This window comes from Cellvibrio sp. PSBB006 (assembly GCF_002162135.1).
Taxonomy (GTDB): Bacteria; Pseudomonadota; Gammaproteobacteria; order Pseudomonadales; family Cellvibrionaceae; genus Cellvibrio.
Window position 1 is genome coordinate 2,998,539 of sequence record NZ_CP021382.1, and the last position, 23,723, is coordinate 3,022,261.

The window sequence follows — 23,723 nt, forward strand, 5'->3', positions numbered from 1 at the left end:
CTAAGATTCCAGATTCACCCGGCGCGGTTCGGGTGATGGCTTTTTTACGTCTCAAATTTGTTACGTCTGAAAAAAGGAACCAGCATCATGGGCAAGCAACCGACAGCACCGGAACCCAAACAGCGTTCCCGCGTTACCGAAGGCCATCCTTTTCCCTTGGGCGCCACCTGGGACGGCCTGGGAGTTAACTTCGCGCTCTTTTCCGCCCATGCCACCAAGGTGGAGCTGTGCCTGTTCGATAGCGACGGCACCACCGAAATCGAGCGCATTGAACTACCGGAATACACCGATGAAATCTGGCACGGTTACCTGCCGGATGTACACGCGGGCCAGGTCTACGGCTACCGCGTCCACGGCCCTTATGAGCCTGAAGCCGGTCACCGTTTCAACCCCAACAAATTGCTGATTGATCCTTACGCGAAACAGTTAGTGGGCGAGCTGCGCTGGTCCGAAGCATTGTTCGGTTACACCATCGGCTCGCCGGACGGCGACCTGAGTTTTGATGAGCGTGACAGTGCGCCCTATGTGCCCAAATCCAAAGTCATCGACCCGGCATTTACCTGGGGCACCCACCGCGCCAAGCGCGTGCCCTGGGACAGCACCATCGTCTATGAAACGCATGTGCGCGGCATCAGCATGATGCATCCGGCGGTGCCAGAAAACCTGCGCGGGACCTGCGCTGGTTTGATGAACCGGGAGATACTGCAACATATCCGCGAGTTGGGCGTCACCAGTATTGAACTCCTGCCCGTGCACGGCTTTATTGAAGACCAGCACCTGCTAGAGAAAGGCCTGCGCAATTATTGGGGTTACAACAGCATCGCCTTCTTTGCGCCCCACGCACCTTACCTCGCCAGCGGGCACCTTAACGAATTCAAGGAGATGGTCGCGCACATTCACGATGCGGGGCTGGAGCTGATCCTTGACGTTGTTTATAACCACACCGCCGAAGGCAACGAACTGGGCCCGACCCTGTCCATGCGCGGCATCGACAACGCCACCTATTACCGATTACTGCCAGACAACAAGCGCTATTACATCAACGATTCCGGCACCGGCAACACCCTCGACCTGAACCACCCCTGCGTGCTGCGCATGGTGACGGATTCACTGCGTTACTGGGCCACTCAAATGGGTGTGGACGGCTTCCGCTTTGACCTCGGCACCATCCTTGCCCGGCATCCGGAAGACGGTTTCGACGAGCGCCATGGCTTCCATCTGGCCGTGCGCCAGGACCCGGTACTCAGCAGCCTGAAGATGATTGCCGAACCCTGGGACTGCGGCATCGGCGGTTACCAGGTCGGCGGCTTCCCGCCCGGCTGGGCCGAATGGAACGATCGCTTTCGCGACACAGTCCGTGCCTTCTGGCGTGGTGATGGCGGTAAGTTGGGTGAGATGGCCAGCCGCCTGACCGCCTCCGGCGATCTGTTCAACCAGCGAGGTCGGCGGCCTCATTCATCGATCAACTTTGTCACCGCCCACGACGGCTTCACCCTGCACGACCTAGTGTCCTACAACGACAAACACAATGAAGCCAACGGCGAAGACAACCGCGACGGCACCGACAACAATCTCTCCTACAACCACGGCTGGGAAGGCCCGACGGACGACAAGAAAATTATCGACCTGCGCAAGCGGCAGATGCGCAACCTGATGGCGACCCTGTTGTTCTCCCAGGGCACGCCCATGATGGTCGCCGGTGACGAGCTGTGTCGCACACAAAAAGGCAACAACAACACCTACTGCCAGGACAACGAACTCAACTGGATCAACTGGGATCTCGACGAAGACCGCAACACCATGCTGGGCTTCACCAAACGCCTGATTGAATTGCGCCGCACCTACCCCATCCTGCGTCGCGGGCGCTTCCTGGTGGGCATGTACAACGAAGAACTCGGCGTAAAAGACGTTACCTGGGTATCACCCTGCGGCAATGAAATGACCGAAGAGCAATGGCAAGACGGCAACGCCCGTTGCTTCGGCATGCTGATGGACGGCCGCGCCCAAGCCACCGGCATCCGCCGCCCCGGCGCCGACGCCACCTTGTTACTGGTGCTAAATGCCCATCACGACGTGGTGAATTTTTGCCTGCCCGAAGTTGCCGAAGGCTGCGCCTGGACCTGCCTGGTCGACACCAACCGGCCAACAAATTTTGCGGAAGAACGTTTTGCGTTTAATCACTTGTATGTGGTGACGAATCGGTCGTTGTTGTTGTTTGTGTTGGAGACGAAGGGGAATAAGAAAGAGGTTGAGAAATAAATTCAAAGTCCATGAACACAAATTAAAAACCAATGTCCTGCATGGAACCGTCCACAACATTAAGAGAATAATGTCATGACGACACGCGAGGTCTTACTACAGCCGACACCTCATTGGTCGGCTGCGCTGATTTTTCTGGAGAATCGTTTAACCCCATTGACAAGCCGACGGCCAAAATCAGCGATGCGCTTGCGAGCATGAGAACGCTGCCTTTCATTAACCATTCCGCGACTAAGTAGTTCTTGTTTCTGTTGCTATGATCGCCTTGATCATCAGGCTTGCGTAAACCCCTTAAATGATAGAAAAAGCCTTCATTCGAAAAATACCTATGACCCAAAGCACACAAGGAAGCCAGCGCGAAAAAGAAAACGGCAACAGCAATAATAAAAAAATGCGCTTTTCCAGTGACCTCAAAGAATTCTGAATTTAAAAGAAAGCCAAATACAGCCATTCCCAATAAAGATAGCCTCAATATCTCGCTGGAAAAATCTTGAGTTTTACTTAGTAGTTCCAAATCAGCTTTATATAGATCATCTTTGATTTCCATATTGTTCTCCGTATTTTTTCCAAGGAAAGGATTGGTATAAAATGACAAGGTCATTTGGTTAAGCTGTTGTCTTTGCGGTAAACGCTTGTTTTTAATGACTATTGAAACCAGAGGACTCGTAAAACTGTAATGAAAATGATGCGGTGTTATATCGAATGCAAGATAAACACGGAAGAAAAACCAGAACTAACAGATTTTTATTAGTATTCAATTACAGGTAGCCCTTTTCGCTTAAGATCAGCCAAAGATTCCAACATCGCCTTTAGCATTTCCTCTGGATGCCCTTCCCACTGCTCTACTACCTCTACGATCTTCAACGGTTCTGTAGTACGAAATGACTTGGTTGGATTTCCTGGGAATCGCTTATTGGTTAAGTTTGGATCGTCCTCAAACGGTCCTGCAGGTTGAACGATGTATATATAGCCGCGCCCATCCAGATCCGACAACGCAATAGCCAGTTCAGCGCCCCAGATAGCGGGCTCCATTAATGATGAGAAGTACACATGCTTAAGCGCCCGGCCTTTTTCAAAATGTGAATGGTGCCCGGTGACAATAAAATCACCCGCCGATAATTTGGCTTTGGTGCCGTGGTAGAACGGCCCCGTGACGTTATGGCAGTTTTCATGGGAAATGGGAAACCAGTCATCAGACATATATCGTTCCTTTTGCTTGCGGGTAATTTATTACACGCCGTCTCAGGAGGCGGCGATAGCCTGAAGGGCGACGTTAAAGATTTGGTTATGTAACTCCGTTACAAAAGGCATCACTCTTATTGGGGAGTTATCTTCTTTATGTGGCTAATATTTATATAAACTGGTTTGTCCTTCCCTTTCCCAGACATAAGCTTTAACCAGGAACCCTGGATTTCAACGATCACGCCCTTAATATCATCAGCGTGGCCATACACTGTAGAACCTGGGCCACTCGACATCCCCACCGAGATGATCACCTCTTTTTCCAGTAGCTCATTTATCATTTCAGATTCCTCATATTCGAGATCACGAATACTGACATCAAATGCTGATGCTAGCGCCTTCATGGACTGCAGCGAAGCCGTTGCCTCTTTTTCGATCCGCTGAATCGTTCGCAAATTCAAGCCACACGCTGTTGCCAGCTCATCCTGGGACCAGGCTCTGGCTCTTCTCATTTGTAGCACCAGATCAACATTAACTTTCATCAAATACCCATGTCATTTAGTGGTCGAGGCTGTTGCAGGATATGAGTAATCACAGGAATCTTTAACGAATACATTACGTTACCAGTACGCATTTGATGCGACAGTTTTACGACATTACGTAGGAAAATGAAATATCTGTCGCTGAATAACATAGTGCCGTAAACACTCGCCGCTTTGGAGTGGTGCTACGTCACTTAAAATTTCAACTGGACAAATTTATTAAGCCGAAGGTTTTCATATCAGAGGATATGGATATCCTTTAGCCATCCAAGCGCATCAACAGTCCACCTATCCGTATCTTTGCCTTGCTTCTTGACTCCAAAAGCATGGCCGCCAGTTTTATAGAGTATGAGCGTTACGTTTACACCAGCTTTCATCAATTCCCGGTTGTAGACTTTCGAATAATGAACCGGATCAACAGGTATCGCAAAGTCGGGACTAATGAAAGAGTATGGTTAATGCCGAAAAAATGAAATTATGTTTTCGTATCATTACCGTTTATGAACAAGTTGATGTCAAATTTTAAGCCTGCGTATGTAGTTCACATGACGCACGAAGGTCATAGCATATTGTTATGTGCCCACTCTCCAGAACTTTCAGAGCTACCATCTTCATTACCCTATGATCCGCCTGTTAAGCTTTTTACTTCTCGCCATCAGCGACTATTACAAATTCTTTTATTACCGTTTGCTCACTCTCAGAAAACAAATAATTTTCCGGAAGTCTCTTTTCATAACCAGAGATCAGCTTTCCGGAAAGTAGCCTAGGGCATAATTCGTTGGCTCGTCCTTTGCTAAAATACGTCTGACCTTTGGGAAACCTCTCCACCCTAAATACCGTCCCATATTCTCCACGTGCAAGTGGTCCACAATCCAAGGGGTAGACACCAATCTTCTCAGCTTGAGCACATATAGAAATAAAACTGATAGTGCAAGCTATGAATTTATTCATAAAAGAGACGCTTTACGCCGATTCAAATGTGGCTTTCCATGGCGATATTGGAGAACTTATCGTAAGCGAGAGTACTGAAACGCACCTTAGTTAAATCGGGCTTCACTTCCTTCTCCAGCGTCTCCGTCAGCCGTATTATTTGCTATAAACCCTCTTTAACGCTGCCAGGGTTGTTTCTTTTGAGGCAGGATAAACCCCAGAAAAATAGACCTGCACCAGCCCCGGAAAAGAAAAAGAAGAGGGCTATGCCAAGGGGTGAGCCCCAACCCAATATGCCATAAAGATACTCCATGATGTTCTCCATTTATTTGTAAGATATTAATTTCGTTAAGCAATATTTTTACAGCATGAATCTACAAATGTACTTCTGTACAGGAAAATCATTTAACGAGATTAATCATTTCTTTTGCAACTAAAGCTGCAGAGGGTAAAAACATTGTTGAAACAATACGCTTATCTACGACCACTTCACTCTTGTCTGGTAAAGTTTCTTTATTTTGGGCTTTAGCGCCATTTTTATTTAGCTGGCTCTCAATCAAGAACGGAAGCAATGTTCCCTGTTTGGCCCAAGGCTTACTGGTTTCCGTGGAATTTGGAAAACCAGCAATTTTTTTACCTTTCACAAGGTATTCTCCATCAGACAATTTAACGTTGACTATGCTTGCAGATCCATGGCCACCAACACCAACGACTCCGCCAGATTCGTAGATTTTTGCGATAATAGAATGCAATTTGGTGTTATTTGCAACATCGAACATAACACCGTAGCCGCCCCCCGTGAAAACACCCCAGTACTCATTTGGATTTACCTGATTCGGAGAAAGCGTATTCTTTGTTTTTTCTAAGAAGCCCTCATACTTGATGGTGTAGCTGATTATTCCAAGAGGTTCCCTCATGAAATGAACCTCTCCGCCTTGGGGAGACACAAAGTCTACATCATACCCGTGATTTACAAATACGTGATAGGGAGGAGCAACTTCGAATAAGTCATTTCTTGCCTCGTGTTTTTCCGGATCTCCCATATCAATCATATTGGATACCATAATTAACACTTTTTTGACTTCTTCCGCCTGTAGCTCACCAGTGTTAAACAGTAAAAGTGACAGAAGTAAAATTTTGAATATTTTCATTTTTTTCCTAATGCGATTAAAAATATTAGATGCTTCAGTCCGTAATTTATAACGATTGAGCATGAGTGAAAAGACATAGGCTCGACATCCGGCACTTGTTAAAGCTACCTGGTACCGGCTTCTCGCAGCTTACGTAATAAATTGCTAAGACCTTGAGCACGCAAGCACAGATACAAGCCGATGGCTATTTCTAACACAGTAACTATTTGGTTTATTATGTATTCGCTGCCAGCACCTTGCCCCCACATACCACTAATCTCATTATGCGTGGAGTACCACCACCAGATGCCATTATTAAACAAATCAGGTATTGCCCATGAGAGAATATAGACACCAAAGATAGTGAAGATTGAAACTTCTATATCTTTGGCTGTGCCGTCAAAAGCCACTTCATTATCTTTGGTTTTTGGCAATAACCATTTGGCAAGACTGACAGGAAACTTACACATTAATAATGACACAATGAAAAGTAGGCCTACCTGAATAAGTGCCAGACTGGTAAAGACAACCATGTCATCCTGGGATATAGAACGCAATGGAATTATTGCTTGATATTGATAAATCCCAGTGCGGAAGGCATAGATGAAAATGTATATACCAAGCAATCTAATTCCTGTTGATAGTAGTTCAATGCTCTTCATAGATTCCCTGTACCTTTAACACTGCAGACGCGCGACGCTTACATAGTGAAGCGAAGGCTTGGCGTTCACCGTGCTTGGCTTGTTAATGATAAATAAATGCGGAATGATTTAGCCTTGGTTTTCCAATATTTCCTTCAGTTTCTCAAGATCTCTTTTGATGTGCCGCGCGTCGTTCTCGAACTCTTCTTCTGACATACCTGGCCGCAAGAATAGGCTGAAAAGAAATTCGCTTCCATTGCCGTTTGGGATAACCCTCATTGCATTATGCACAGTGACACCCGACTCCATTTTTACATCGTGATCCATCACGCCAAAGCTATTTGGTTCTGCGAAAGAAATGCGGGCTTCTCCGAAGGGTGCTTTAGCCACCCATTCGTCACCGTCTCTCACAATATCGGCCTGAGCTAGACCCGATGCCCAGTTTGATAGGTATTCGGGATTAGAAGCGTATTCATAGGTTTCGTGTGGCGAGCGATTAATGTAGATACTGATATGCTTCACTTTATTCATATGACGTCCTTCGGATTGATTCGGTTTGAGAGCTCACACATCACTAACGCCACCAACACTCGCAGCTTTGTAATGGAGGCGAAGCCGCAGCGGAAAAGCTATCGCAGTGGTTGGCTTGTTAGCATTAGACGCGCTGAAGCACCTGCTGTATAAAAGGCCATTTCTTCTCTGTATATGTTTCGCGATCTTCTTTATATGAAGCCGCCAATGTCCGCTTCAGATGTGCATACTCGGATGCGATATGCTCGTTTCACGGAATGTGATCTCCTTCGGGCACTAATGGCTCAACCAGCCAACCCATCAGCATTCGGCTGAATTGATTTTTTAGTTTTTTCTTTACCCGCAATGAATCCGAAGATCGCCCCGGCGCAAACAGACATGAAGAAAATCACTAGAAATATCTTAAAATTTCGTGTGGATTCATCTTCGCCTTGGTATAACGGACCCCATAGCGCTCCGATAATCCACGTGACGCCAATGCAAAGTCCGCCGGCAACTAAACCGCCTAGTAACGAGAACAGGATTCTTTTCATTCTTCCACCTTCCAAAATAGCACCGTACTCGCCTTTTCAAGATCAGACCAGGCATCAGGAATAAACAGCTCTCACTCCTTGCCCTGAAGTGGGTTTAATTCAGGATACTGTTTTAGAATAATCGGATATAAATTAATATCTATTCCGTTTGCCACCCGAGCGATTTCTCGTTTCAGGTTGTTTAATTCTTCATTGTCACAACGCTCTTCAAGATAGGGGATCAATCCAAACATTGATCTGTTGACACCTTCTAAGGTTTCAACGACTTTCTTTGCAGTTTCTATATTCATATCCCTGAGTCTCGGTTGATACGTTGGCAGAGCACGGTGGATCGGTTATTTACCTTTTTTACTACTTTTACCACCGCTTCCACCAAGGCTTTTTGATGCCTGGGTGTGACACTTCAAGAAATTGAGGCTCGCTCAGAGCACCTGACTTAGAAACCCCAACGACTTTTACTTTAATTTTAAAAGCCTCTTGCTCATAACTGTTACCATCAAGCCAAATAAATGTGAAACTACCTTTATTTTTAGCAAACCTGCTTGGTGTAACAGGGGCTTCATAGAAAAGCCGATCTTCGAATTCACCTTCAACTATTTCGAAAGTATAACCTTGCTTCTGAGGAGGTATGGTTGCTAACTGGAAGGTGATAATACCCGCATCAGAAGTTGATGTGGCGTTTCCGTCATCAAAGCCTCTATGGATATACTCCACAAAAAAATCTGGCCTGATCGCTAGCACACCTTCTTCTGTAGTTATTTTAAACTCTTCAAGCATAGGTCGGAATGAACCTGCGATGACTGGCGAAGATATAAATATTAAGAAGACGATTAATAATTTCATGATAAATTTCGAATCAGCTTTAGTAAGCTTCGCCAATAACAGGCCCTTATTTGAGATTGCGACCATAGAATCAAGATCAAATAGGCTGCCTAAATGTTTCCGTTAGCTATATTCCACGCTGACAGTAAATGCTTGCTTTAATTTTTTAAAAAACATACCGAACAAGGCAACAAAAAAACCAAACAGTGCAAACAATAAATTGGCGTGGAAAGATATCTCGCTCTCAGAATCCGGGTCCACTAAGATCCGGAGCTGCAACGACTCGTTACGTGCTTTATATTTTGACGTGCCCATTTATTTCGATTGATTGATATTCTTCAGATATTGATTCGGGGTTTTCTAAATCAATACCCGATAATAACATTACTGCTTTATAAGCATCCAAGATGACGTCGTGCATACGATCCAGATCTTCGAACATAATAACTCTTCCGTTGCCAGACTTCTCCCTCAGACGGAAATTATGCTCCCTGTAGAAAGAATGAGAAAGCCTATTTCGTTCCGTTAATGCCGCTGACAGCAAATTTTCTAATTTTTCAATTGAAATTACTTTGTTTTTAGCATTTTTAATTAGCCCGCCTAACGTGTATTTATTAATTTTCTTATAGATGTCAGTTGCCATGCTCGAATTAGGATGCTCAATTAAATCTGCATTCGTGGCCTCTTCGATGATTAATAATGTTCCAAGTTGAGTTTCCAAGAGTTGTGCGGCTTCTGCCACGAAACCAAATTTGCAATATATATCCTCTATTGTAGGCATGAACTTATCCTGATACGTAACGTTGCGATAAACGGTTGTTTGTAAGTTGCAGTTTTGCCATAAAGTTGAGCGAAGCGGAATGGCAAAAATGCAACTTAAAAACCGTCCGTTTGATTGCCTTGTTAGGCTTGCTCAGCAAACTTAGCCTTTGACTTTTCTCTATGAAATACTATTGATGCTCCCAAGCTCGCAATACCTATTACAAACATGCTTTTTATTCTTTGTTCGAAAAGTGTTTTTTGCACATCATCATTTTCTCTCAAATATGCAATTGCTTCTTCTTTCGAGTTAAACAGTCTCTTGCTCTCATCAGTTGGATCATTTGTGTTCATGATTTTTTCTATAAACTGGTCATAGATAAATTCACCGGAAAGATGAGCCATTCCAGCAGTAAGGTTGTCGTTAGTTCTGCTAAATATTTCGTAAACTCGCTCCAAGTTTTCTTCGATAGAAAATGGAGACGCTTGATGTGCCAAATTATTTCTCAGGCCTCTTAATGAATGAATGCAATTTATTAAGTCTGAAGGTAATAATCGGCAAACATATGCAATATCTAATTTTGCAGATAGGGAACCGAAAGCTCCTTTACCATCAAAGATTTCCTTCATTCGCTTTCCGCTTGTGTTGATCGGGATCAATGACTTGAACATTTTAGTAAGCTCTTCATCTAATAAGGAAACACCGAGCAAAACACATCCTCTATCCGCTTCTTTCATAAGCAATGAATACGTTCGCTCCAAAAATTCCTTTGAATCGGGATGCTCAAATAGAGAAACCATAAATGAAACTTCCTATAGCCTAACACCCAGTACAACGACAGTTTTTAAGTTGTGGCTTTGTGGGTTACTTTTGCGCAGCAAAATCACAAAGCCGCGACTTAAAAACTGTCCATCGCACGGAGTGCGCGGGTTGATACACTTTGTTATGACTTGTATGGCTAATTAGATTTAACAATCAAAATCATTTTCTAGACCTTCTTCGTCTACTTCCCCAAACGTTTCAAGCTCGAAAGAACGAATTTCTTCGCAGCTACACCCTTTTTCTGCACTACCTAACTTTCCAGACTCGCTAATAGAAAACATGGTTTTTTCTTTGGTATGGCAAGTCCACTTTTCACCACATGAAGCTAAAAATATAGGCACTAATATAATTAGGAGTAAATGAATATTGTATTTCATTGTGATTTCCTTGAATAAATATGAATGTCAGCCAAAGATTATCAGTTGGAACCAGCCGCGAATCCCTTTTTGAAACCAGCGGTATATCCGTGCTCATAATCAGATTCCGGATCACCAAATCCTTTTAGTGGCTGCAAAGGACCGTTTCCCAGAGCCTCATATCCCGCCCCCCATCGTTCAAGCAACGTTAGGTTGGAATCCTTTAAGCGTCAAGGTTGTGAGCAAACTGCCTCAAATGTTTCCTCGTACAAAACAATCACTGCGCCTCATATTCCCCTTTTCGGAAAAGCAACTAACCCTTTGATCCATAAGGCATCGCCTCGCAAATTGCATGCCTTTCCCAAATATTAGCCTGCGAGGCCATTTTTGGGTTCTCCATCGCTATAGGGGATTGAAAGCCATCCATTTCGACCTTCATCGCCCGCCTAGTAAACATGCCTTTAATCCCCTAAGTAATTCATTAACAAAGCCCAATAATCCACTGAACTTGGGCTTTGTACATCAGTCGCAACTTTTACCTTGAACAGAAAGCAAAGAACCTGTCGCTGATGTTCTATTGTTGCTTTTCACGTTAATTATTAAGGAGAACACAAGATGCAAATTCGAGACGTAATGACCACCGAAGTAAAAACCCTTACCCCCGATCAAAGTATTCGCGAAGCGGCTGCACTGATGGCCGATATTGATAGCGGTGCGCTGCTCGTCAATGAGCAGGACCGGTTGATCGGTATGATCACGGATCGCGACATTGCCATCCGCGCTGTGGCCAAAGGATTGGATTGTGGCACGCCGATACGCGAGGTGATGAGTAACACCATTCGTTACTGCTTCGACGACGAAAGCGTTCAGGATGTGGCGCAAAACATGGCAGAAAACGAAATGCGGCGGATGCCGGTACTCAACCGCGAAAAACGTCTGGTGGGTGTCGTTTCGCTGGGAAATATCGCGAGCTGTCATAGCCAAAAAACCAGCGACACTGTGTTGCAAGGTGTTGCTCGCGCGCATTAATTTATTTCGCGTCCATTTATTATGGAGGTCACCATGAAAGCTGTCGTTTTTCACGGGATCGGCGATATTCGCTTGGACGATGTCCCCGAACCGCAATTGCAGGAATCCACTGATGCTATTGTGCGATTAACCGCTTCCGCTATTTGCGGCACCGACTTGCATTTTGTGCGCGGTACGGTGGGTGGTATGGAGCAAGGTACCATCCTTGGTCACGAGGGTGTGGGCGTTGTGGAAGCGCTCGGTGATGATGTGCGCAATTTGCAGATCGGTGATCGGGTGGTCATTCCATCCACCATCGCCTGTGGTAATTGTTCTTACTGCCGTGCCGGTTATTACGCGCAATGTGATGATGCCAACCCTAACGGTAAACAAGCGGGTACAGCATTTTTTGGTGGACCGGCGACCACCGGCAGCTTCCATGGATTGCAAGCGGAAAAAGCGCGTATTCCTTATGCCAATGTTGGATTAATTAAACTCCCGCCGCAGATCACCGACGACCAAGCGATCTTGTTGTCAGATATTTTTCCCACCGGTTATTTCGGTGCTGATCTGGCCGAGGTCACCAATGGCGATACCGTCGCCGTATTCGGTTGCGGGCCGGTGGGACAGTTCGCGATTGCGAGTGCATTTTTATTAGGTGCGGCAAGAGTATTTGCGATTGATAAACACGCAGACCGTTTGCGCATGGCGCGCCAGCAAGGTGCGGAAGTGATCAACTTTGAAGAGGAAGACCCGGTCGAAGCGCTGCACCGTTTGACCAAAAACATCGGGGTTGATCGCGCCATTGATGCGGTCGGTGTCGATGCTGAACATCGCCACACCCATATAACGAAGGAAGATGAACAACGCTTTGCCAAGGAGGTCGAGACAACAGCGCCGGATGCGCAGCCCGATGGCGAAAATTGGCAACCGGGTGACGGTCCCAGCCAGGCACTGGAGTGGGCAATCAAAGGATTAGCTAAAGCGGGCACTCTTGGCATCATCGGTGTGTATTCAGAGCAGTCCAACAGCTTTCCTATTGGCATGGCGATGAATAAAAACCTGACGATCAATATGGGCAATTGCCATCACCGAAAATATATTCCGAAACTGATCGAACTGACGGTGAGCGGTCGTATTGATCCGAGCAAGATTCTGACAAAAGTCAAACCTATGGGTGATGCGATTGAAGCTTTCAAAGCCTTTGATCAACGTCGTAGCGGCTGGCTGAAAGTAGAATTGAATCCGCAACAACGTCAACTTGGCGAGGATGATGAAGGCATGCTCGACGATGCCCTGGATGATTCCTTTCCGGCCAGTGATCCACCGTCAATGACGGCGCCGGCGCGTCATCATTAAGGACCAGCTTTTACAACAAACACACATCAGAGGGAGCTTATGAGCGATATTCGTATTGGCATCTCCGGTTGGCGTTATGCGCCTTGGCGTAAGAACTTTTACCCCAAGGGGCTACGCCAGAAGGATGAATTACACTTCGCGTCCCGCGCCGTCAATTCCATTGAAATTAACGGCTCGTTTTACGGGCTGCAACGCCCCACCAGTTACGCACGTTGGTACGCCGACACGCCGGATAATTTTATCTTCAGTGTGAAGGCCTCGCGTCACATTACCCATGAAAAACGTCTGCGTGATATTGAACAACCGCTGGCGAATTTTTTTGCCTCCGGTATGTTTCACCTCAAAGAAAAACTCGGTCCGTTCTTGTGGCAATTTCCACCCAGCTTTACATTTGATGAAACCTTGTTTGAGGAATTCCTGGCGCAATTGCCCATGACCAGCGATGCAGCTAAAACCCATGCGAAACATAGCGACGCGGCGGTGCAACGGGAAGGCTATCTGGACATCCCTGCCAAGATGCCGCTGCGCCACGCAGTGGAAATTCGTCACGACAGTTTTGTGGACGAAGCCTTTATCCATCTGCTGCGTCGTTATCGGGTGGCACTCGTCGTCGCCGATACCGCCGGGCGCTGGCCTTATCTGGAAGATCTCACCAGCGAGTTTGTTTACATGCGTCTGCATGGCGATGAAGAGTTGTATAACAGCGGTTACGGCAAGAAAGCGCTGGAACGCTGGTATAAACGTATCCGCTTATGGAGCCAGGGGCGGCAGCCCGGCGACGCGAATCTGGTGGTTAAGGAAAAAGATAAGGCGCGCGGCGGTCGGGATGTGTATTGTTATTTCGATAATACCGACAAACTCTTCGCACCCTATGATGCGCGCCAACTGCTGGAGTATTTCGGCTTGGCCGATCAGCTGGAGGCCGAACCGGGCAAGTTGACAGGAGCCGTTGCATGACCTCATCTTCAGATACGCCGATCCATTGCCTGCGGATTCTGACCTTGAACTTACACAAGGGATTTACAGCACTGAACCGGCGTTTTATGTTGCCGGAATTGCGCGATGCGGTGCGCACCCATGCGAGCGATATTGTGTTTTTGCAGGAGGTCCTGGGCGAACACAAACGCCACGCCTCCCGCTATGATAATTGGCCAGAGGTGCCCCAGTATGAATTCCTTGCTGACAGCATGTGGCCGGAATTCTCCTACGGGCGCAACGCCGTTTATCCCCACGGTGATCATGGCAACGCGCTCTTGTCCAAGTTTCCGATTGTGCGCTACCACAATCTCGACGTCTCCATCGGCACGATCGAGCAGCGCGGCTTGCTACATTCGGTGATTTATGTGCCCGGCCAGACGGAAGTTCACGCCATTTGCGTGCATCTTGGCTTACGTGAAAATCATCGTCAGCAGCAGTTGCGGCTGCTGTGTAAATTGGTCGATAGCCTGCCTCCGGGAGAGCCGGTTATCGTCGCAGGAGACTTTAACGACTGGCGCCAGCGCGCCGATGCCATACTGGAGCATTGCGGCATGCAAGAAGTGTTTGCTCAGCAATTCGGTAAACCGGCACGCAGCTTTCCGGCGCGTTGGCCGTGGTTTCGGCTGGACCGGATTTACCTGCGCAATGCCACCGCCCGCAACCCGGAAGTCTTGCGTATTCGCCCCTGGTCGCACCTGTCCGATCACGCACCACTGGCGGTTGAGGTTCACCTATGAACGAGCCTTGGCGCGCGGGTAATGAAGTCGAATTACTGATCAATGGCGAAGCGTTTTTTCCACGCGTCTTTGACAGCATTCGCAAAGCCCGGCGCGAAGTCCTTATCGAAACGTTTATCATCCGCGACGATGAAGTTGGCAAGGCATTGCAACAAACCCTGATGTATGTGGCGCGGCGTGGGGTGCATGTGGAAATCACCATCGACGCTTACGGCGGCAATGAAGCCAGCGCAGCATTTTTTGAGGCCATGGCCGATACCGGGGTGCATGTGCATTTGTTTGAGCCCACGCGCCATTTATTTAATTTGCGTCTGAATGTATTCCGCCGTCTGCATCGCAAACTGGTGGTGGTGGATAACGAGGTGGCGTTTATCGGTGGTATCAATTACTGCGCCGATCAATTAACCAGTTTTGGCGAAGAAGCCAAACAGGATTATTCCATGCGTTTGTGTGGGCCGGTGGTGCAGGATATTCATCAGGCCTGCCTGGATTTATTACACCACGGCGACAGCAAACCGCCGCGGCTTCAACGCTTGAAAAAATTCGCCGCAAGCCAACACGACGCCCTTCATAAAAGCCACCATGAAAACCCTCCCGAAAAACAGGAGTCGGTCCGCGCTTTGTTGGCGATACGCGATAACGGATTGCATAAGCGGGATATCGAAAAGCATTATCTACACGCAGTTAACACAGCCAAAGAACGCCTGGTACTTGCCCATGCGTATTTTTTTCCGAGTTACGGTTTGCTACGGGCATTGCGTAATGCAGCGCGACGCGGGGTGAATGTCACCTTGATTCTGCAAGGTGAGCCGGACATGCCCTGGGTGCGTTTATGCGCGCAGTTGCTCTACGGTTATTTACTGCGTGAAGGTGTGAAGATTTATGAATACAAGGAACGTCCGTTCCACGGCAAGTTGGCCTTGGCTGATCGCCATTGGGCCACACTGGGCTCAAGCAATCTTGATCCGTTAAGCCTGTCGCTCAACCTGGAAGCCAACGTCATGATTGATGATGAAGCCTTCAATCAACACTTGTTTAAACATCTGCGCACCTTGGTGCAGGAACATGGCGAACCGGTCAGTATGCAAGTGGTAAAGCGCAGCTATTGGTGGCGCATGCCGCTGATATTTTTATCGTTTCATTTCTTGCGTCACTTTCCGGTGATAGCCGGATGGTTTCCCGCGCACATTCCCAAGCTTGAGCGGGTCGGTTCACAGAAACACTTATGGAAGAAATCCCATTATGACCAGGAAAGAGCCTGACGATTATTTCGCGCTTGCCCAACGCGATGAACAACACCATTACTGGCGGTGGGCGAAACGCCTGCTGACATTATGCTTTTTTGTGGCCATGGCCGCGTTGTTATTCATGTTGATGGATAACCTGAATTGGCTCGAAGTAAAGCAGGCATTGCACGCTTACCAGCGCGAAACCCTGGTCATGGGTTTGGCCGTCGCCCTGGTCAGTTATATTGCCTTCAGCAGTTACGATCTGCTGGGCCGTGCTTACACTGACCATCATTTACCTGCACGGCAAATCTTGCCGGTGGCTTTTGTCTGTTATGCATTTAATTTGAACCTGAGTTCGTGGATCGGCGGCGTTGCCATGCGCTACCGGTTGTATTCACGTTTGGGCTTACGCGTATCCACGATTACGCGCGTATTGAGCTTGAGTGTGTTTACCAACAGTCTTGGCTACATCATCGTGGCAGGATTTATCTTCTCCGCCGGTTGGGTGAAGTTGCCTGCGAGTTGGGCGATCAATACCGGGGCACTACATATCATCGGCGCCGTCATGTTGTTACTCGCCGCAGGTTATCTCCTGCTGTGCCAGTTTTCATCGCGCCGCTCGTGGTATTGGTCAAGCCACGAAATCACCCTGCCCAGTTTTCGGCTGGCGCTGGCACAGGCGGGTTTGTCCACCCTTAACTGGTTGTTGATGGCCTGGCTGATTTTTATTTTGTTACCGGATGCTGTGTCTTACTCAGCGGTGCTGGGCATTTTATTAATCAGTGGCATCGCCGGGATGATTGCGCAGATTCCGGCAGGGCTCGGCGTATTGGAAGCGGTCTTTATCGGCATCCTGCAACATCAGTTGCCCACCGCCAGCATCGTGGCAGCGCTGATCGCCTATCGCGTTATTTATTTTTTATTACCGCTGATGGTTGCGTGTGTTGTTTATGTGGTGCTGGAGGGCAAGGTATGGCATTGGCGGCGACGCGCGCGGCGCAGCGATAATCTTCAGGAAATACCCGGTGTGATCGTCATTCGTAAACAAACGGATCACCATTTCCACCCGCTCGACAAAAACTGAAATCCGGATACTAGAGGTTAAGAGGTTTTTATGAGGCAAAACCACACATGGCGCGATGGCAACAGTGTTGAGTTGCTGATCAATGGCGAAGGCTTTTACCCGCGCGTGTTTGAATGCATCCGCAATGCGCGCGAAGAAGTATTGCTCGAAACCTTTATCATCATGGAAGACAAAATCGGCCGACAACTGCAGCAAGCGTTGATTGCCGCCGCCAGGGCCGGTGCACGCGTGGAGGTGATGGTCGATGGCTACGGTACGTTTGATTTAAGCACGCCTTTTTTGACCGAGCTGGTTGATGCTGGCGTTACCCTGCGTGTGTTTGACCCCAGCCCGCGCATGTTGGGCATGCGCACCAATATGTTTCGTCGTCTGCATCGCAAGATTGTGGTGGTAGATAGCAAGATTGCCTATGTCGGCGGCATTAATTTTTCTGAAGAACATATCGCTGACTTCGGTGAGATGGCTAAACAGGATTATGCCGTGGAAGTGCGCGGTCCTATCGTTGCCGATATCCATGCTGCCAGCCTGAGCCTGCTGCGTGACGCAACACCGAAAAAGAATGGTCCCATTGATATTCCGCGCACGACGCCGTCCGCAAACCCACCCGCAGGCAACAGCAAGATGCTCGTCGCCGTGCGTGACAACAATAAACACAAAGCCGATATCGAGCACCTGTATCTGCAAGCGATTCGCTCCGCAAAAAAACGTATCGTTATCGCCAATGCCTATTTCTTTCCCGGCTACCGTTTATTGCGCGCACTGCGTAACGCCTCGCGCCAGGGACTGGAAGTGCTGCTAATCATGCAAGGCCAGCCGGATATGCCCTGGGTCAGTGCTTGCAGCCGCGCGCTCTATAATTATTTGTTGAAAGAGGGCGTGGAAATTCTGGAATATTGCGAGCGTCCCTTTCACGGTAAGGTCGCCTTGATTGACGACGAATGGGTCACTATCGGCTCCAGTAATCTCGACCCCTTAAGTCTTGCCATGAACCTCGAAGCCAATGTCTTTATCAAAGATAAAGCATTCAACGAGCAACTTTATTCACACCTGAAAGAGCTTGCTGCAAAAACCTGTAAACCCATCAGTCTTGAGCGAATCATGCGCGGTTATTGGTGGCGCTTGCCATTTGTCTTTATCTGCTTCCACTTCGCGCGCTACTTTCCCGCCATCGCCGGTTGGCTGCCCGCTCATACGCCAGTGCTCAAGCCGGTAAAAGCGGAAGAACTGGAAGACGACAGCGACACCAAACCAACGATTTGCGAACAGGAAAAAATCGTATGAGCACATCAGGTTCGGCCGCCGCAAAAAATACAGGACACACGGAAAGTCATTCACAAAAGCAGCAGGAGAAGCCCTGGTGGACCTGGACCAAGCGCGCTTTAACGGTTTTGTTGTTCGTGCTGGTGTTCGGTTTACTGTTCAATCTGGTAAAAAATCTCGAATGGCAGGAAGTCAAAGACGCAATCACCGGATACAAAACCACAACGCTTTTACTCGGCGCCGCCATCGCATTAATCAGTTATGGATTATTCAGCAGCTTTGACTTGCTTGCGCGGCATTACACCCAACATAAACTCCCCGCACGGCAAATCCTGCCGCTCGCATTTGTTTGCTACGCCTTCAACTTAAACCTCAGCGCCTGGGTCGGCAGCCTCGCGGTACGCTATCGACTTTATTCACGTCTGGGGTTGGAAGTCGGCACCATCACCAAAATTTTTACCATCAACGTCGTCACCAACTGGCTCGGCTATATTATCCTCGCCGGTATTATTTTTGCTGCGCGCCTGCTCAATCTGCCAGACGAATGGAACCTGGGCGCGACGGCCTTACAGTTAATCGGCTTCGGCTTATTATTGGTGGCAGCGATTTACTTGCTTGCTTGTCGCTTCTCCAAACGCCGCACCTGGAAAATCCGCGACCACGAAATCACTTTACCCACCTGGCAATTCGCAATACTGCAAGCCACCATGGGCGCCGTGAACTGGATGCTGATGGCATTACTGGTTTATATACTCCTACCCGAGGAAGCTTTTTACCCCACCGTACTCGGGATTTTACTCATCTGTAGCATCGCCGGCATCATCACCCACATCCCCGCTGGCCTCGGTGTATTGGAAACGATTTTTCTTACCATGCTGCAACACGAATTTAATAAAAGCGAAATCCTCGCGGCACTGCTTGGTTACCGCGCGTTGTATTTTTTGTTGCCGTTGTGTATTGCCTGTGTGGCATATCTGGTGATGGAGAAGCGGGCCAAGGCGATGCGGGGGAGTAATGAGAAGTCAAACTAACCAATACATTTTTATTTATATAGAATACGGCCGTGAAGACTGACCAAGACACGTTTACATAGCCTGCTTATACCGCTACGCTCCAACCTCACAATAAATTGACATAAAAGGAGATTTACCATGGTTCGCAATTTCATCCTGAGCATCCTGGCTGGTGGCTTACTCACCTGTCTGTCGGTAACCGCCGAAGAGCTTAACCACTATGTCGTAGCCGCAACCATCATCGAAGATGGTGTAGTGCTGGGTGCGCCGACATTGACAGTAATACCTGGTGAAAAGACTTCAGTTCAGGTGTCTGGTGATCAGGGTTATGAACTCAGCTTGACGCTTTCTCCCACAGCTGATGGTCACGTGTTAGTGCAGCCCATTATCATCACCCGCACCAACAACATCAGCCCCTCGTTTTTATCTGAGTTGGGAAAAGAGACTCACGTTCGTAACAATAATCTCGAATTTAAAGTCTCGATTAGTGCGTTTGAAAGTGAAGGGAAAGTCGCTGCAAATTAACGCGCAACCTGAAATTTTGGGCCACAAAACGTGGCCTATTTAACTTCTATCTCCACCTCTTGCTGCTCCACATACAAGGTTTGCTTGTTCATCGCGGCAAAGGGGATTTTTATTTTTCCTTTTTTTACGGCTTTAAGTAAAAACACATTTCCTCTTCGCTCAAGATACTCTATATCGTCATCCAATAATTGGCGTGATTGATTGGCTATCCATTCTGAATCCCAGTTTTTTACCAATCCCTCTATAGTTATGGATACAACCTCGCCGACAGACAATACGGTTTTATCCGCTGTCGCTTTAAAACAGCGTTTATGCTCCGTTCCGAGAACACGGCTGTTGTCTTTCATAACCTGATGAAGCGCTTTAGCCAAGCTGTCGATATCGTCGATATCCCAGGCTTTAACTTCGATAAAAAAATTGCCGTACAAAAAATTTGTAAATCCCGTGCCGGGTGATAATTTTGGAACCAGGTAGAGATCATCCATACCCGGCAACACTTTCGCGTTGACTTCTGTACGGTGGGTTAATGACTCTTGCCACATTACATAATCAAGACGCTCTTGCCAGTCACCAGCGAGCGAGGTGATGTCGACAATGGCTGCGCCCTTCTGCGATTGCATTTGTACACGCAATGAACCTTCGCCCAGCAAACCCAGAGAGGGTTCATTAACCTTGCCAGACCATTCATTGCCCTGCGCATCGCGTAGTTTTTCCAGGGTCTTTTGCCAGTCCAGTAAAACAATTTTTTCTGGCGGACGACGGACAACTAACGACGGGTAGTCAATAGATTTTTTAAAGGCTTCGCGCGTATCGCGATTGAAGTCAGTTTCAAAACTCATAGCCGTCGCTCCCCATGACACGCCAAACAGAAGAATAATTGTTCGCAGATAATGCATAACCTTGCACTCCTCACTGCACGCCCCTTACGGCCGCCGTTGTACCAGCAATACCGATAATACCTGCTGCCGTACCGCTAACTGCGCCCGGCACACTCGTATCAATGGTGTTGGCGACATATCCGGCCCTGTCGACCGTTCCCTTCACCGGCCCGGCACAAGCGTCATAAATTTTCGCGCTGTATTCGCAAAACATGTGATTACCAAACCCACTCCGTGCAGGATCGAGCGGAGCCACCACGAGATGATCGGCAATCGGGCGTCCGGATGGGAACGGATTATTGCATGGACCCCAACCCACCAGATTAACGGTGCGAATGTAGCCGAACGGGTTCAGATAAAGGCCATCAACACCAATACCCAGTGCAGCGGACAACACAATAACCGCGTACGTCTGGTCGTAACAGTTAACAAAACCCAGCGAGTGATCAATGTAATTTTTTAAGTGAAAGGTACCGCTCGCCCCGCCATAGGCAGGGGCACCCTGGGTGACTTCATACTTATGATTCGGCAACCCAAAACAACACTGCGTCACTTTCTCCACCGCTGAAGGCATCGTCTGTACGCCGCTGACGCTGCTGTTGTCAAACAAAAATCTCAACGCCTCGATCCACACACCGTCGCTGGCAAAACAAGGTTGCAAGGATGGATCGGCGAAGATGAAGAAAATTTCCACATGGGTGCGGCCGGCCATGATGCTGCGGTCGGTGGCATCGATACCCCAAAAGATTTCGCCTTTGCACCAGAGTAAACTGTCCGGCGGTTCTTTCAGCGTCACTTCCACCACATGCTCACCAGACGACAGTGGCACGCTGCCTTCGAATTCAAAACGTTGTAATACGCCGGTTAATTTGCCGTTGCCGCTGTAACCCTTGCTGGTGATTTTTAGCTTGAGCTTGGCTTTCTGGGTGCCGCGATGGTTAAACCGGAACACCACCGCTTTGGATGATTGATTCGATGGACTGCGCGTGGCCGGCCAGTGCGGTGGATTAATCACGGTTTGCGCGAGGCAGGCTTTAAAGGAGTCCACAAATTCCAGCTCCAGCACCTCGGCAGTGATGGATTTTTCCGGGTCTTCCGGAATCGTGGAGACATTGACACTTTCACCGATTTGCGTCATCGCGTTTCCTTGTTATTGCGAGGCCATTACCCATGTGCTGTGAATAAAACATGTTGGTGGCGAATCCTAAGCAGCGGGCACTTTTTCAAGAATTATCGCACCGCGCCGCTCTCCATCGGAGGAACTGTATAACAGATGCGCGCGAGCGACAGAAGACGTCCATAAATCCTGCGCCGCCAGGGCGATCAACACCGGAGCCGTTGCTGACCCGATATCGCCGTAGCAGTCGGCGGGATGTTGCAAGGTTACCGGATCAGCAAAAGCCTGGCGGTTGCGGATATGGGCCACGCCATATTCCCTGGCCCAGTAGTCTTCGCCATTCATGCTGCTGTAGATGCTGTGAATCGGCGGCACCGTAGCGCCGGCCAGCGCTTTTTTAAACGCCTGGTCCAGCCCTTCACCGCGATAAGGCTCATCGCTGCCCAGGTGGCCCGGTTCATCGGCAATGCCTGGCGAGTGGAGTACTATCCGGTGGCCGTTAACTACAGCAGCCAATGCCGGGGCGCGCGTGAGCAATAAAAAGCCCGCGGCTTCACCGGGCGCAAAACCGTCCCCGCTATCCGGCGCGAGCAAGCGGTCCGCTTTATCCAATTCGGCCAGACGCACATCTTCCAGTTGGGAATCACTGCCGCCCACCAGCATATAGTGGGTGGGCAGGTCGTACAGATAATCAAAGGCAAAGGCCAGCGCCTCCAGTCCGGCAGCGCGCCCCGAGTAGACGCAGCGGCTCATAACCGTCGAGATCCAGCCGGGAAAGGTGTCGGCGAGATATTTCACCAGGTCCGCCCCCAAGGCCGATACCTCCTGATACTTGGCTTCAGGAAGGGCCAACACCAGCGGTATCGATTTTTCCGGTGGTTCACCCATTATGACTTGTTGAACGGCGAGGCTCGCCATGGCCGCCACCCGCGCCGGATGGGTGCCGTTCCAGTTGGCCACATCAATACCTTGTTCAGCAAAGACGGTCGGCGGCACTGTCGTGACTTTAATAGGCTGGAAATGGCGGTTGTAGAAATCCGCCAGGGCATAGGCGCTGACACCGGCGTTGACGGCGGCGGCGGTCATGACGGTGTTAGCGCCAAGAGGCGTTACCATCCCACTGGCGGCGAGGAAAAAGTGTTTGGTTGCAGTTGAGGCCATTGGGTAAATCAAATCCTTGTAAGGTCGCACTGCGCCATCAATAACACATAACCCGCTTGCATCACCACTACAACCGCCGCAGGATAAGACCTGGTTTATTCAGAGTCCGTGGTTATGTCCTCCTCCCGCACTACCCCTTCGCTGTTTATCTTCAAAGTGGGTTCCACCTTTCCTGCCACCGCTGAATCTTTAGGGGATTTTGATGCGTGGACCCAGGCCGCCCTTGGTGACCTGACCCTACCGGTAGTCGCACTCGATATCCAACAAGACGTTTCCCTACCCGCCATTCAGGATTGCGCCGGTGTCATCATCACTGGTTCCCATGCGATGGTGACGGAGCGTTTGACCTGGAGCGTGGCCATCGAGGCGTGGTTGCCGGCTTTGGTAGAAGCCGAGGTGCCGGTCCTCGGCGTGTGTTATGGGCATCAATTGCTGGCGCAGGCGATGGGCGGTGAAGTGGGTTATCACCCCCAAGGGAAAGAAGTGGGTACCAAAGACATTGAGCTGTTGCCAGCGTGCGCGGCGGACCCGCTATTTCGCAGCTTTCCGCCGTCATTTCTGGCCCACACCACCCACGCGCAAACGGTGTTGCGCTTGCCACCGGGAGCAGTGCGTCTGGCCGCTAACCTGCATGAACCTAACCACGCCTTCCGCATCGGCGCTCGCGCCTGGGGTGTGCAGTTTCACCCGGAATATACGCCGCCGATCATGCGTGCTTATATCGAACACCAGGCGGAGGTATTGGAGCGCATGGGTCAGGACGTCGAGCAATTGCTGCGCGACATCTCTACACCCCACGCCGCTGAGGTGATGACCCGGTTCGCCGCATTGGTGGAACACGGCGTCGTGGACTAATCCAGACGCCA

The 23,723-nt window shown here is 48.9% G+C and carries 28 protein-coding genes; 11 read left to right on the top strand and 17 right to left on the bottom strand.

What is annotated here, in order from left to right; genetic code table 11:
• The first annotated feature begins 87 nt into the window (after positions 1–87).
• Complete coding sequence (glgX, locus tag CBR65_RS12460; protein ID WP_087467144.1) at positions 88–2,259, top strand: glycogen debranching protein GlgX; 2,172 nt, start codon at positions 88–90, stop codon at positions 2,257–2,259.
• Between the two features lie 73 nt (positions 2,260–2,332).
• Here glgX and CBR65_RS12465 read toward each other — a convergent pair whose 3' ends face one another.
• The 14 genes from CBR65_RS12465 to CBR65_RS12530 form a co-directional block, all read right to left on the bottom strand.
• Positions 2,333–2,806: a hypothetical protein gene (locus CBR65_RS12465; RefSeq protein WP_087467145.1), complete on the bottom strand. Its 474-nt coding sequence runs from the start codon at positions 2,804–2,806 to the stop codon at positions 2,333–2,335.
• 200 nt (positions 2,807–3,006) lie between these two features.
• Positions 3,007–3,459 carry an NAD(+)--rifampin ADP-ribosyltransferase gene (gene arr / locus CBR65_RS12470; RefSeq protein ID WP_087467146.1) on the bottom strand — a complete coding sequence of 151 codons (453 nt, stop codon included), beginning with the start codon at positions 3,457–3,459 and terminating at the stop codon, positions 3,007–3,009.
• 116 nt (positions 3,460–3,575) lie between these two features.
• Entirely contained in the window at positions 3,576–3,983 is a 408-nt protein-coding gene (locus CBR65_RS12475; protein WP_087467147.1) for a helix-turn-helix domain-containing protein, read from the bottom strand.
• A gap of 642 nt (positions 3,984–4,625) precedes the next feature.
• On the bottom strand, positions 4,626–4,934 hold the full coding sequence (locus tag CBR65_RS12480) for a hypothetical protein (protein WP_087467148.1): 309 nt from the start codon (positions 4,932–4,934) through the stop codon (positions 4,626–4,628).
• Positions 4,935–5,314: 380 nt separating this feature from the next.
• A complete protein-coding gene (locus tag CBR65_RS12485) occupies positions 5,315–6,064 on the bottom strand; it encodes a type 1 glutamine amidotransferase domain-containing protein (RefSeq protein ID WP_087469061.1) in 750 nt (249 codons plus the stop codon).
• Between the two features lie 104 nt (positions 6,065–6,168).
• Positions 6,169–6,705: a hypothetical protein gene (locus CBR65_RS12490; protein WP_087467149.1), complete on the bottom strand. Its 537-nt coding sequence runs from the start codon at positions 6,703–6,705 to the stop codon at positions 6,169–6,171.
• Between the two features lie 108 nt (positions 6,706–6,813).
• Complete coding sequence (locus CBR65_RS12495) at positions 6,814–7,215, bottom strand: SRPBCC family protein (RefSeq protein ID WP_087467150.1); 402 nt, start codon at positions 7,213–7,215, stop codon at positions 6,814–6,816.
• 124 nt (positions 7,216–7,339) lie between these two features.
• Positions 7,340–7,456: a GrpB family protein gene (locus tag CBR65_RS22720; protein ID WP_087467151.1), complete on the bottom strand. Its 117-nt coding sequence runs from the start codon at positions 7,454–7,456 to the stop codon at positions 7,340–7,342.
• A gap of 43 nt (positions 7,457–7,499) precedes the next feature.
• Positions 7,500–7,748: a hypothetical protein gene (locus CBR65_RS12505; protein WP_087467152.1), complete on the bottom strand. Its 249-nt coding sequence runs from the start codon at positions 7,746–7,748 to the stop codon at positions 7,500–7,502.
• Positions 7,749–7,819: 71 nt separating this feature from the next.
• Positions 7,820–8,038 carry a hypothetical protein gene (locus CBR65_RS12510; protein WP_087467153.1) on the bottom strand — a complete coding sequence of 73 codons (219 nt, stop codon included), beginning with the start codon at positions 8,036–8,038 and terminating at the stop codon, positions 7,820–7,822.
• A 67-nt stretch (positions 8,039–8,105) separates the two neighbouring features.
• A complete protein-coding gene (locus CBR65_RS12515; RefSeq protein WP_157672058.1) occupies positions 8,106–8,591 on the bottom strand; it encodes a hypothetical protein in 486 nt (161 codons plus the stop codon).
• 274 nt (positions 8,592–8,865) lie between these two features.
• On the bottom strand, positions 8,866–9,351 hold the full coding sequence (locus CBR65_RS12520; protein ID WP_087467155.1) for a hypothetical protein: 486 nt from the start codon (positions 9,349–9,351) through the stop codon (positions 8,866–8,868).
• 122 nt (positions 9,352–9,473) lie between these two features.
• The gene (locus tag CBR65_RS12525; RefSeq protein ID WP_087467156.1) at positions 9,474–10,130 is read right to left on the bottom strand and encodes a hypothetical protein; all 657 of its coding nucleotides are present in this window, start codon (positions 10,128–10,130) and stop codon (positions 9,474–9,476) included.
• A gap of 168 nt (positions 10,131–10,298) precedes the next feature.
• Positions 10,299–10,529, bottom strand: coding sequence for a hypothetical protein (locus tag CBR65_RS12530; protein WP_087467157.1), 231 nt, complete (start codon positions 10,527–10,529; stop codon positions 10,299–10,301).
• 594 nt (positions 10,530–11,123) lie between these two features.
• Between CBR65_RS12530 and CBR65_RS12535 the strand changes: the two genes are divergently transcribed.
• The 9 genes from CBR65_RS12535 (at position 11,124) to CBR65_RS12575 (ending at position 19,701) form a co-directional block, all read left to right on the top strand.
• Positions 11,124–11,537, top strand: a complete 414-nt coding sequence (locus tag CBR65_RS12535; RefSeq protein ID WP_087467158.1) for a CBS domain-containing protein — start codon at positions 11,124–11,126, stop codon at positions 11,535–11,537.
• A gap of 33 nt (positions 11,538–11,570) precedes the next feature.
• Positions 11,571–12,875, top strand: coding sequence for a zinc-dependent alcohol dehydrogenase (locus tag CBR65_RS12540; RefSeq protein WP_087467159.1), 1,305 nt, complete (start codon positions 11,571–11,573; stop codon positions 12,873–12,875).
• 39 nt (positions 12,876–12,914) lie between these two features.
• Complete coding sequence (locus CBR65_RS12545) at positions 12,915–13,832, top strand: DUF72 domain-containing protein (protein ID WP_087467160.1); 918 nt, start codon at positions 12,915–12,917, stop codon at positions 13,830–13,832.
• Positions 13,829–14,590: an endonuclease/exonuclease/phosphatase family protein gene (locus tag CBR65_RS12550; protein WP_087467161.1), complete on the top strand. Its 762-nt coding sequence runs from the start codon at positions 13,829–13,831 to the stop codon at positions 14,588–14,590. Before CBR65_RS12545 ends, CBR65_RS12550 begins: the two co-directional genes overlap by 4 nt.
• Positions 14,587–15,852 (top strand): cardiolipin synthase ClsB, encoded by a 1,266-nt coding sequence (gene clsB / locus CBR65_RS12555; RefSeq protein WP_087467162.1) that lies wholly within the window; start codon positions 14,587–14,589, stop codon positions 15,850–15,852. The genes CBR65_RS12550 and clsB (CBR65_RS12555) overlap by 4 nt, the downstream gene beginning before the upstream one ends.
• Complete coding sequence (locus CBR65_RS12560; RefSeq protein WP_087467163.1) at positions 15,833–16,903, top strand: YbhN family protein; 1,071 nt, start codon at positions 15,833–15,835, stop codon at positions 16,901–16,903. The genes clsB (CBR65_RS12555) and CBR65_RS12560 overlap by 20 nt, the downstream gene beginning before the upstream one ends.
• A 30-nt stretch (positions 16,904–16,933) precedes the next feature.
• The gene (clsB, locus tag CBR65_RS12565; protein WP_087467164.1) at positions 16,934–18,184 is read left to right on the top strand and encodes a cardiolipin synthase ClsB; all 1,251 of its coding nucleotides are present in this window, start codon (positions 16,934–16,936) and stop codon (positions 18,182–18,184) included.
• Positions 18,181–19,194 (top strand): lysylphosphatidylglycerol synthase domain-containing protein, encoded by a 1,014-nt coding sequence (locus CBR65_RS12570; RefSeq protein ID WP_087467165.1) that lies wholly within the window; start codon positions 18,181–18,183, stop codon positions 19,192–19,194. The genes clsB (CBR65_RS12565) and CBR65_RS12570 overlap by 4 nt, the downstream gene beginning before the upstream one ends.
• Before the next feature lie 120 nt (positions 19,195–19,314).
• Positions 19,315–19,701: a hypothetical protein gene (locus CBR65_RS12575; RefSeq protein WP_087467166.1), complete on the top strand. Its 387-nt coding sequence runs from the start codon at positions 19,315–19,317 to the stop codon at positions 19,699–19,701.
• A gap of 35 nt (positions 19,702–19,736) precedes the next feature.
• Here the strand turns inward: CBR65_RS12575 and CBR65_RS12580 are convergent, their stop codons facing one another.
• From CBR65_RS12580 to CBR65_RS12590, 3 genes are all read right to left on the bottom strand, one after another.
• Positions 19,737–20,540, bottom strand: coding sequence for a hypothetical protein (locus tag CBR65_RS12580; RefSeq protein ID WP_157672059.1), 804 nt, complete (start codon positions 20,538–20,540; stop codon positions 19,737–19,739).
• A gap of 70 nt (positions 20,541–20,610) precedes the next feature.
• Positions 20,611–21,717: a hypothetical protein gene (locus CBR65_RS12585; RefSeq protein WP_087467168.1), complete on the bottom strand. Its 1,107-nt coding sequence runs from the start codon at positions 21,715–21,717 to the stop codon at positions 20,611–20,613.
• Between the two features lie 66 nt (positions 21,718–21,783).
• On the bottom strand, positions 21,784–22,857 hold the full coding sequence (locus CBR65_RS12590) for a beta-ketoacyl synthase N-terminal-like domain-containing protein (protein WP_087467169.1): 1,074 nt from the start codon (positions 22,855–22,857) through the stop codon (positions 21,784–21,786).
• Positions 22,858–22,971: 114 nt separating this feature from the next.
• On the opposite strand from CBR65_RS12590, the gene CBR65_RS12595 reads away from it, so the two are divergent.
• Positions 22,972–23,712: a glutamine amidotransferase gene (locus tag CBR65_RS12595; RefSeq protein ID WP_087467170.1), complete on the top strand. Its 741-nt coding sequence runs from the start codon at positions 22,972–22,974 to the stop codon at positions 23,710–23,712.
• Positions 23,713–23,723 lie beyond the last annotated feature (11 nt).